This window comes from Pseudoprimorskyibacter insulae, assembly GCF_900302505.1.
GTDB lineage: Bacteria > Pseudomonadota > Alphaproteobacteria > Rhodobacterales > Rhodobacteraceae > Pseudoprimorskyibacter > Pseudoprimorskyibacter insulae.
Genome location: NZ_OMOJ01000007.1, coordinates 125,737 through 134,754, shown reverse-complemented (window position 1 = coordinate 134,754; position 9,018 = coordinate 125,737). Strand labels below are relative to the sequence as shown.

10 protein-coding genes are annotated in these 9,018 nt (G+C 60.6%); 2 read left to right on the top strand and 8 right to left on the bottom strand.

All coding sequences use genetic code 11. The annotated features are described in order from the left end of the window. Window positions 1–390 precede the first annotated feature (390 nt). From msrQ to PRI8871_RS15165, 8 genes are all read right to left on the bottom strand, one after another. Window positions 391–1,008 (bottom strand): protein-methionine-sulfoxide reductase heme-binding subunit MsrQ, encoded by a 618-nt coding sequence (msrQ, locus tag PRI8871_RS15200; protein WP_108887094.1) that lies wholly within the window; start codon window positions 1,006–1,008, stop codon window positions 391–393. Beyond that, window positions 1,008–1,913, bottom strand: a complete 906-nt coding sequence (gene msrP / locus PRI8871_RS15195) for a protein-methionine-sulfoxide reductase catalytic subunit MsrP (protein ID WP_108887093.1) — start codon at window positions 1,911–1,913, stop codon at window positions 1,008–1,010. Before msrP ends, msrQ begins: the two co-directional genes overlap by 1 nt. Window positions 1,914–2,055: 142 nt before the next feature. Then, a complete protein-coding gene (locus PRI8871_RS15190) occupies window positions 2,056–2,523 on the bottom strand; it encodes an Hsp20 family protein (protein ID WP_108887092.1) in 468 nt (155 codons plus the stop codon). Between the two features lie 131 nt (window positions 2,524–2,654). After that, a complete protein-coding gene (locus tag PRI8871_RS15185; protein WP_108887091.1) occupies window positions 2,655–3,464 on the bottom strand; it encodes a trypsin-like serine peptidase in 810 nt (269 codons plus the stop codon). Between the two features lie 79 nt (window positions 3,465–3,543). Then, complete coding sequence (gene glcF, locus PRI8871_RS15180; protein WP_108887090.1) at window positions 3,544–4,830, bottom strand: glycolate oxidase subunit GlcF; 1,287 nt, start codon at window positions 4,828–4,830, stop codon at window positions 3,544–3,546. Between the two features lies 1 nt (window position 4,831). Further along, window positions 4,832–5,197, bottom strand: coding sequence for a hypothetical protein (locus PRI8871_RS15175; protein WP_108887089.1), 366 nt, complete (start codon window positions 5,195–5,197; stop codon window positions 4,832–4,834). Beyond that, the gene (locus PRI8871_RS15170; RefSeq protein WP_108887088.1) at window positions 5,194–6,318 is read right to left on the bottom strand and encodes an FAD-binding protein; all 1,125 of its coding nucleotides are present in this window, start codon (window positions 6,316–6,318) and stop codon (window positions 5,194–5,196) included. The genes PRI8871_RS15175 and PRI8871_RS15170 overlap by 4 nt, the downstream gene beginning before the upstream one ends. A 50-nt stretch (window positions 6,319–6,368) precedes the next feature. Further along, entirely contained in the window at window positions 6,369–7,817 is a 1,449-nt protein-coding gene (locus PRI8871_RS15165; protein ID WP_108887087.1) for an FAD-linked oxidase C-terminal domain-containing protein, read from the bottom strand. 79 nt (window positions 7,818–7,896) lie between these two features. On the opposite strand from PRI8871_RS15165, the gene PRI8871_RS15160 reads away from it, so the two are divergent. Continuing rightward, complete coding sequence (locus tag PRI8871_RS15160) at window positions 7,897–8,616, top strand: DUF599 domain-containing protein (protein ID WP_108887086.1); 720 nt, start codon at window positions 7,897–7,899, stop codon at window positions 8,614–8,616. A gap of 36 nt (window positions 8,617–8,652) precedes the next feature. Beyond that, window positions 8,653–9,015, top strand: a complete 363-nt coding sequence (locus PRI8871_RS15155; RefSeq protein ID WP_108887085.1) for a hypothetical protein — start codon at window positions 8,653–8,655, stop codon at window positions 9,013–9,015. The last annotated feature ends 3 nt before the right edge of the window (window positions 9,016–9,018 follow it).

Genomic DNA, 9,018 nt, shown 5'->3' with positions numbered 1-9,018 from the left:
TAGCTATGTCAAAGAGCGCGGAGCCGAAACTCCAGAGACAAAAACCAGACCAGTGCGCCCTAACTTTCGGCGCGCCCGCCCGTCAATGCCTCAAAATTGTCTGCCAAACTTCCCTCCGAAGCACCGCTCCGTCGTTCCGTCCGACCCGCCCCGCAGCGCCTCAGCGCCGCCGGTGAAGGGGGTTCTACGGTTAACTCACATCACCCGCAAGCAGTTTTTTGGCAGTTTTGTAAAAAAGTTGGATTAAAAGTTGAGAAATCCATTAAAACCCCATAAAAACATACACTTACAGTATAAACTTTCGATAAAATTTTTCATTTTCCTCCCCAAATCGGCCTGTAAGCCGCTCTGGCTGGTGAGAATCTAGGCATCTTACGTATGGGCAGTCCGTTACGCAGGCTGCCTAGACGGAGTCGCCCTCGCTTTGGGCAATGCACGCAATCCGAGGATGGCAAAAATAGCTGCGAGGTAGATCAGCGGTTCCTGCTGCCAGCCTTTGACCAGCATCACATAATGTACGCCGCCAAGCACCGCTGCGGGATAGACCAGCTTATGAAGACGGCGCCATGACCGCCCCATCCGCCGCACGGACCAATCGTTTGACGTAACCGCCAAGGGCACAAGCAATGCAAACCCCACCATGCCGATCGTGATGTAGGGCCGTTTCAGGATATCGGCGACGATGGCCGAGAGTTGCTGCACATCCAGGATCGCCCAAACCATCAGGTGGGCCACCACATAGAAGAACGCCATCAAGCCGATGGACCGGCGCAAGCGCAGCAGGTTCAGTCCGGCAAAGCGGCGCAGCGGCGTGACCAGCAACCCGGCGATCAGCAGCCACAGCGCCCAAAGCCCGTATGAATGCTCAAGCGCTTTAACCGGATCGACGCCCAATTGCCCGTTGATCGCACGCCAGAAATCCCAGCCCGCCGGAACCATCAGCCCGGCATATATAAGCCAGACCGGAATGCGCCGGATGGCCTTGTTCACCCAGTCGACAACGCCCATCAGAAGTTGGCCTTCAGATCCATGCCTTTGTAGAGCGATGCGACCTCAGCCTCATAGCCGTTGAACATCTGCGTCGGGATCTTGCGGGCCAAAAGGCTGCCCCCGATCCGGCGTTCGCTGGCTTGGCTCCAACGCGGATGGTCTACGGTTGGGTTCACATTGCTGTAGAACCCGTATTCGCGCGGATTGGCGTCGTTCCAGCTGGCGAAGGGTTGTTTGTCGGTCAGGGTGATCCGAACAATCGATTTGATCGACTTGAACCCGTATTTCCATGGGACTACCAAACGGATTGGCGCACCGTTCTGGTTGGGCATGGGTTTGCCGTAGATCCCGGTGGCCATAATGGTCAGGGGATGCATCGCCTCATCCAGGCGCAGACCTTCGCGGTAGGGCCAGTTCAGCACACGGCGCGACACGCCCGGCATTTCCTCGGGGCGCAGCACGGTTTCGAAGGCGACATATTTCGCGCCGGATTTGACGCCGACCATATTCAGCAAGTCCGCCAGTTCGAACCCATCCCAAGGCACGACCATCGACCATGCCTCGACACAGCGGAACCGGTAAAGGCGGCGTTCGGTCGTCATGGACTGCGTCAGCTCGGCCAAGTCATAGGTGCCGGGCTTGTCGACCATCCCGTCGATCTTGATCGACCAAGGCTTGGTGGTCAGGGTGTGGGCGTTTCGCGCGGGGTCGGTCTTGGAGGTGCCGAACTCATAGTAGTTGCAGTATTGGGTGATCTCATCCCAGTCATTGGGCTCCAGATCATCGCTGCCCGCCGCCTGTACGGACCCGACGCCGCCAATGGCGCCAGCGGCAAGCCCCGCAATAACAGCACGTCGGTTCAGGAACAGACGTTCAGGCGTGACATCGGTTTCGGTCAGATCGTTTTTCCAGCGGTGGGCCATGGGAATCTCCTCGGTTTCCCTGAAGCTAGGGCGGAACTGCCCCGCAATCAAAGCACATCGCCTCACATTCCGTTGTCCCTTTGTAACAGAAAAGCCCGGCGAAAGCCGCCGGGCACACTGATTAACACTACGGAGGAAAGCGTTAGTTGACGGCCTTGGCGTCAACGACATCCTTTTCGACGGCATCGGCCTTGGAAATCGCGATGCGGCGCGGCTTCAGCGCCTCGGGGATTTCCCGCGTCAGGTCGATGTGCAGCATGCCGTTCACATGGCTGGCCCCGGTCACGCGGACGTGGTCGGCCAGATGGAACCGGCGTTCAAAAGCGCGGGTGGCGATGCCGCGATGAAGATAGGCGCGCTGGCCGTCTTCTTCTGCTTTGCGGCCCGATACAACAAGCGCGTTTTCCTTGACCTCAACGGTCAGGTCTTCGTCCGAGAACCCGGCCACGGCGACCGAAATACGGTAGCTGTCGGCGGCGGTCTTTTCGATGTTGTAGGGGGGGTATGTCTGGTTCCCGACGTCATTTGTCAGGACGCGGTCCATCAGATCGGCGATTTGGTCAAAACCGACAGTGGCGCGGTATAGGGGGGCAAGGTCAAAGCGTTGCATAGTGGTCATCCTCCAACGAGCGATACCTGAGTGGGCGGCCTTCCCATCCGGGACAGACCATTGTGCCGCGACCCGACCATCGGCGCCGCGGTATAATTCAGGTGGGTGTGCGAAGGATGGGTTTCAAGCCCTCATGGGCGCACGAACTTGGCCCCATTGGGAAAGCGCGATCCGCTTGTCGGGGCCGAGTTGGCCGAGGTGACATGCTGGAACGCGGCCTTGCCCGCCAATTGTGCCCGCATCAGCATCAAAGGTTCTGTCAGGGATGTGCCAAGCGATACTTTGCGCCCCGCAACATTGGCCTTGCCTGACACAACGGACACGATCACCGGCTCGCCTTGGTCAAACCGGAACACCGGCGACCCGGACGCGCCGAAATCCACATCGCAGGACATAATCAACGCCCCGCGCTGACGGGCCAACAGATCGCAGGTTTGCTGAAGCGATGGCGCTTCGGACCGATCATGCGCATAGGACACAAGGCCCAGTTCCTGACCGATGTCGGGCGCGGTGCCGGTGGCAAAAGGAACAATGGTGGTGTTGCGGATCGGGTGCTGCAGTTCCAGCAGCGCCACATCATTTTGAATGCGGCTGGGGTCGTCCTTATCCATATAGGAATAGGCGGGATGATGAACCGCACGCCGCACCCGGCGATAAGCCCCTGCCCGACCATTGCGCCACCCGGCCATGAACTGGATGTCATCGACATTCACCCGTTCACCGGTTTGCGAGTCGTACAGACAATGCGCGGCGGTCAGCACCAGCCCCTCTTCAATCAGAGCGCCGGTGCAAAACGCTTTGCCGCCAATCTCAAGTCGGCCAACGGCTTCCCAAGCGCGGCCATCCTGAAGCGAGTTCATCGAGAACAGGCGCAACCCATCGGCTCCGGCGATCTGGGCCCACATGACAGCAAGCACAGCGACGACCATTCCAATGCGCATCTTCACCAACCCCCTCTATCAAACTCTGTCTGCCCTAACCGCCGGGTTTGGCGAAAATGGGGCGCAGCCGCCGAAACCCTTAGGAATTGAGCGATCGCGGTTTCGGCCCCCCAGTCGCCCAGTCCAAAAGCTCGACCGTGTGAACCACCGGAACCTGCGTGCCGCTGCCGATCTGCATCATACAGCCGATATTGCCCGCCGCGATCACATCGGGGTTCCGCGCCTCAAGCGTTTTGACCTTCCGCGCCTTAAGCTGACCCGAGATTTCCGGCTGCATCAGGTTATATGTACCGGCCGATCCACAGCACAGATGACTGTCCGCAGGTTCCACGACGGTAAAGCCTGCCCGTTTCAGCAGATCCTTGGGGTGGGTCTTGATCTTCTGGCCGTGCTGCAAGGAACAGGCCGCATGGTAGGCCACGGTCATGCCTTGCGGTGCACCTTCCGGGATCTCCAGCTTGGCCAACAACTCCGAGACATCCATCGCCAGCGCCGACACTTTGGCCGCGTCGCCAGCCAAAGCATCATTGCGGAACATATGGCCATAGTCTTTGACCGTTGTCCCGCAGCCCGATGTGTTGATGACAATCGCATCAAGCCCATCGCCATTCAGTTCAGCCGTCCACGCCTTGATGTTGGCCGCCGCAAAACCGTGGCTGCTCTCGGTTTGGCCCATGTGATGGGTCAAGGCCCCGCAGCATCCCGCGCCCTTGGCCACGACCACATCGCACCCAAGCCGCCGCAAAAGCCGAATCGTCACGTCATTGATATCGGTGTTCAGCGCTTTCTGGGCGCAACCCGTCATCAAAGCCACCCGCATCCGGCGCGGCGCGGTGCTGGCAAATTGCTGCGGATCGTCGTTGCGGCTGACCGGCGGCACCTGCTTTGGCGCCATTTCCAGCATCGCCCGCAAGCGCGGATCGGGCAGCAAGCGTCGGAATGGGCGGCCAATCTTGGCCCCCAGCAGCGCCACCCGGAAACGCGACGGATAGGGCAGCACCTTGGCCAACACCCAGCGCAGAGCGCGATCACTGAAGGGCCGCTTATAGTTTTGCTCAATGTATTCGCGCGCATGATCGACCAGATGCATATAGTGCACCCCCGACGGGCAGGTCGTCATGCAAGACAGACAGCTGAGGCAGCGGTCAATATGTTTGACCGTCCGCGCATCCGGCACGCGGTTGTTCTCAAGCATATCCTTGATCAGATAGATGCGCCCCCGCGGACTATCCAGCTCATCCCCCAGAACCTGATAGGTCGGGCAAGTGGCGGTGCAAAACCCGCAATGAACGCAGGTGCGCAGGATCTGATTGCTCCGCTCGATCGCGGGATCCTTGAGTTGTTCGGGTGTGAATACTGTCTGCATGTCAGGTCGTCATCAATCGCGCTGTCGCCAGCCCAAACCAGGGCAGCGTGGTTGCAAGAAGTCCAAGAACGGTGATCGTCCGGCGCGGGCGGGCTTGGGTGATCCGCCACCGCAGCGCCATCGCCACCAAGGCCACGGCGATCACCCAAGACAGCCACAAAAGCAAAAGCGTCGCCACCTCAGGGGTCACGGGCAGCCAAGATGCCTCGTGCGTCCGAAGCCCCATGCCCGAGGCCCCCGCCAGCAACGCAAGCAAGGCCAAAGCCGTCAGCCGAAACAGCCCCGGCTCCAGCCGCATCAACGCGGCAAAAATGGCTGGCCCCGCCAAAAAGGTGACAGCAAAGGCCGTCAGGATCGCCGCGCTCATCCCATTATTCCGGGGTTCAGAATGCCGCGCGGATCAAACCGCGCCCGCAACCCGGCTGAAATGGCGGCAACCGGCCCCGGCTCTGGCTGGAACACCGGCAGGGCGCGGCGCGTGTCCTCATTGCCGCGCACCAGCGTGGCGTGACCGGCAAAGCCCCCAAGCCGCGCCCGCAGATCAGACGCGACCGGCATCAGCAACCAAACAAGGCCGCCGCCCCAATCGTAAATCGCCTGCAACGCCCCCGATGCCGCCACCAATCCCGGCGCATCGCTGGGCTTGACGGACAGACGCCACACATCGCCCGGCGCGGCATGAAACGGTTCGGCATCGCGGACATAACGCCAGCCTGCCGCCACCCGCTCAGGATCGGTTTCAACCGTCACATCGCGGCCCGCGAACAGCGCGGCCAGACGACCGGACCGATAGCGGACCGACTCGGCAAAGCCCTCAACCCGGATCATGGTCACCGGCGCGCCGTCAACGCCCACCGGCAAATGCGCTACCCCGCTGACATCGAAGGGCGACCCAAGCGCCCGCGACATGGCCTCAACCGCCTCGGTCTCGCTCAGATCATTGATCAAAACGCAAGCACTGGCTTCGGGCTTCGGCAGCACTTTGAACGACACCTCGGTCAGAACACCGAGAGTCCCATAGCTGCCCGCCATCAGCTTGACCAAATCATAGCCGGTCACGTTCTTCATCACGCGCCCACCGTTGGACAGAACCGTCCCGGCCCCATCCACAAACCGAACGCCCAGCATATAATCGCGGCACGCCCCCGACTGAATGCGCCGCGGCCCCGAGACATTGCTCGCCGCCATCCCGCCAACCGTCGGCACCCCGTCGCGGCCCAAAAGCCCGCGATGGTCCATTGGTTCAAACGGCAGGCGCTGACCTTCGGCGTCCAAAACCGCCTCAACCTCGGCCAGCGGCGTGCCCGCCCGCGCCACCAGCGTCAGCGACCCCGGCTCATAAAGCGTCACACCGGTCAGCCCGCCGGTTTGCAGCAGCGCGCCATCAACTGGCTTGCCGATATCGCGCGTCCCACCGCCCTGAATGCGCAACGGACCCGCCGCACCTTTGATGATCTCGGCCAGATCGGCCTCTGTTTCTGGTCGCATGTATTTTCTGACTTTCAAATATCCTGGGGGTCTGGGGGCAAAGCCCCCAGTCACTCGGCGGCCACTTGCACCACACGCCGACCTTCTGAGGCCGCAAGCGGAAAGACTTTGGCCGGGTTCAACAACCACGCCGGATCAAACACATCCTTGACCGCCATCTGCACTTCCAGATCCTCGGGCCGGTATTGATGCGCCATCAGATCGCGCTTTTCGATGCCCACACCATGTTCGCCCGTCAGGCATCCGCCCACCTCGACACATAGCTTCAGGATATCCGCGCCAAACGCTTCGCACAGTTCCAGATCACCGGGCTTGTTGGCGTTGAACAGGATCAGCGGGTGCATGTTCCCGTCGCCTGCGTGGAACACATTGGCCACGTCCAGCCCGTATTCCTTCGACATCTCGCCAATCCGGCGCAGCACGAACGGAAGCGACGACACCGGGATTGTCCCATCAAGGCACATGTAATCGTTGATCTGGCCCATCGCGCCAAAGGCCGATTTGCGACCCAGCCAGATGCGGCCCGCCTCATCGGCGTCTTTCGCCTCGCGTAGCTCAACCGGATTGTGCCGCTTGGCGATATCGGTGATCAGCGCCAATTGCTCGGCGATCTCGGCCTCAGAGCCTTCGACCTCAACGATCAAAAGCGCCTCGCACATGGGATAACCGGCCTTGGCAAAGGCCTCGCAGGCCTCAATACAGGGGCGGTCCATGAACTCGATGGCCACGGGCAAAACACCCGCCTTGATGATGTCGGACACGCATTCGCCCGCCACTTCGTTCGAATCAAACCCCATCAACACGGGCCTTGCGCCTTCAGGCTTGTGCAGAATGCGCAGCGTCGCCTCGGTCACCACGCCAAGCTGACCTTCGGACCCGCAGATCACGCCCAGCAGATCGAGGCCCGCCGCATCCAGATGCGCGCCGCCAATTTCGAACACGGTGCCGTCCATCATGACCATGGTCACGCCCATCAGGTTGTTCGTGGTCACGCCATATTTCAGGCAATGCGCCCCGCCCGAATTCATCGCGATATTGCCCGCAATCGCGCAGGCCAATTGCGAACTTGGGTCGGGTGCATAGAAGAAATCGTCCTGCTCAACCGCACCGGTAACGCTCAGATTCGTGCGGCCGGTCTGAACGCGGATGATCCGATTGTCATAATCGGTTTCCAGAACCGCATTCATCCGCGACACGCCGATCACCACGCTATCGGCCGTGGGCAAAGCCCCACCCGCCAGCGATGTGCCGGACCCGCGCGGCACCACCGGAACGCCTTCGGCGTGGCAAACCTTGAGCACCGCCGACACCTCTTCGGTGGTAGCGGGCAAGACAACGGCCAGCGGCGCACAGCGATAGGCGGTCAGGGCATCGCACTCATATGCGCGGGTTTCCATTTCATCCCAGATCAGCGCGTCAGTCGGCACGCAGCCGCGCAATTTGGCGATGATCGCCTCTTTGCGGGCCAGGATGGCGGGGTTTGGCACGGGCATTTCCATGGGGACCTCCAATAATTGGTCAATTAATATAACCAATTTTTCCGATTGGCAACCGGCCTGTCCGCAGTACAGTTCGCCTATGATCGCGAACACACCTGTCACCCTGTTTCACTATACCGACCTTCTGGCGATTTTCGTCATTTTTTCGGCTTGGATCATCTCGGGCCTGATCATCGAGAACCCGCCTTCGAGGCGCCCATCGGTATCGGTTCTGATGGCCGCCTACCGGCGCGAATGGATGGTGCAATACGTCACGCGCCAGCCGCGCATTTTCGACGCTCAGATCGTTGCGAACCTGCGGCAGGGCACGGCATTCTTTGCGTCGGCCAGCATGGTCGCCATCGGGGGCGGTCTGGCGCTGATCGGCAATGCCGACATGCTGCGCGGGGTGGCGCGGGATTTCACGCAAACCGCCGATCCGGTTATTGTGCTTGAAATCAAGATCTTCGTCATGCTGATCTTTGCCGCCAACGCGTTCTTGAAATTCGTCTGGTCGCACCGGCTGTTTGGCTATTGTTCGGTCTTGATGGCCGCCGTCCCCAACGACCCCGAAGATCCCGTGGCCTATGCGCGTTCGGCCAAAGCAGGCGAGATCAACATCACCGCCGCCCGCGGGTACAATCGCGGCTTGCGCTCAGTCTATTTCGGCATCGCAATGGCGGCGTGGCTGGCTGGCCCCTACGCGCTGATGATCTCGGCGATATTCACCCTAGCAATCGTTCTGAGGCGAGAGTTCGCATCGCAATCCCGCGCGGTGCTGCTGGACCCGACCGATGGCGACGTGCACACAGGAAATTGACGTACCCCAGCCGCATTCGATTGCTAAACTAGCTGCATGAAAACGATTCTTGCTGCCCTTTGCGTGATGATGTCGGCCCCGGTGATTGCCTTTGCCGATATGCCCGAGATTGTGAAAGTCAAAGTCTCGCGGATCGGGATGGATTGGCGCTTTGCTGTCACCCTGCGCCATGGCGATACCGGCTGGGACCATTTCGCCGACGCGTGGGAAATCGTCAGCTTGGATGGCAAGGTTCTGGCCACGCGTGAATTGATGCACCCCCATGTCGCCGAACAGCCGTTTACCCGGTCTCTGACGGGCGTCATGCTGCCCGATGGCACTCGCGATGTGTTGATCCGCGCGCGGTGCTCAGATCAGGGTTGGGGCGAGGCGACTTATCGCGTCACCCTGCCATTCTAGGGA

Coding starts and splice junctions, on each gene's coding strand:
- msrQ (WP_108887094.1), bottom strand. CDS start 1,008: ATGGGCGTTGTCGACTGGGTGAACAAGGCCATCCGGCGCATTCCGGTC.
- msrP (WP_108887093.1), bottom strand. CDS start 1,913: ATGGCCCACCGCTGGAAAAACGATCTGACCGAAACCGATGTCACGCCT.
- PRI8871_RS15190 (WP_108887092.1), bottom strand. CDS start 2,523: ATGCAACGCTTTGACCTTGCCCCCCTATACCGCGCCACTGTCGGTTTT.
- PRI8871_RS15185 (WP_108887091.1), bottom strand. CDS start 3,464: ATGCGCATTGGAATGGTCGTCGCTGTGCTTGCTGTCATGTGGGCCCAG.
- glcF (WP_108887090.1), bottom strand. CDS start 4,830: ATGCAGACAGTATTCACACCCGAACAACTCAAGGATCCCGCGATCGAG.
- PRI8871_RS15175 (WP_108887089.1), bottom strand. CDS start 5,197: ATGAGCGCGGCGATCCTGACGGCCTTTGCTGTCACCTTTTTGGCGGGG.
- PRI8871_RS15170 (WP_108887088.1), bottom strand. CDS start 6,318: ATGCGACCAGAAACAGAGGCCGATCTGGCCGAGATCATCAAAGGTGCG.
- PRI8871_RS15165 (WP_108887087.1), bottom strand. CDS start 7,817: ATGGAAATGCCCGTGCCAAACCCCGCCATCCTGGCCCGCAAAGAGGCG.
- PRI8871_RS15160 (WP_108887086.1), top strand. CDS start 7,897: ATGATCGCGAACACACCTGTCACCCTGTTTCACTATACCGACCTTCTG.
- PRI8871_RS15155 (WP_108887085.1), top strand. CDS start 8,653: ATGAAAACGATTCTTGCTGCCCTTTGCGTGATGATGTCGGCCCCGGTG.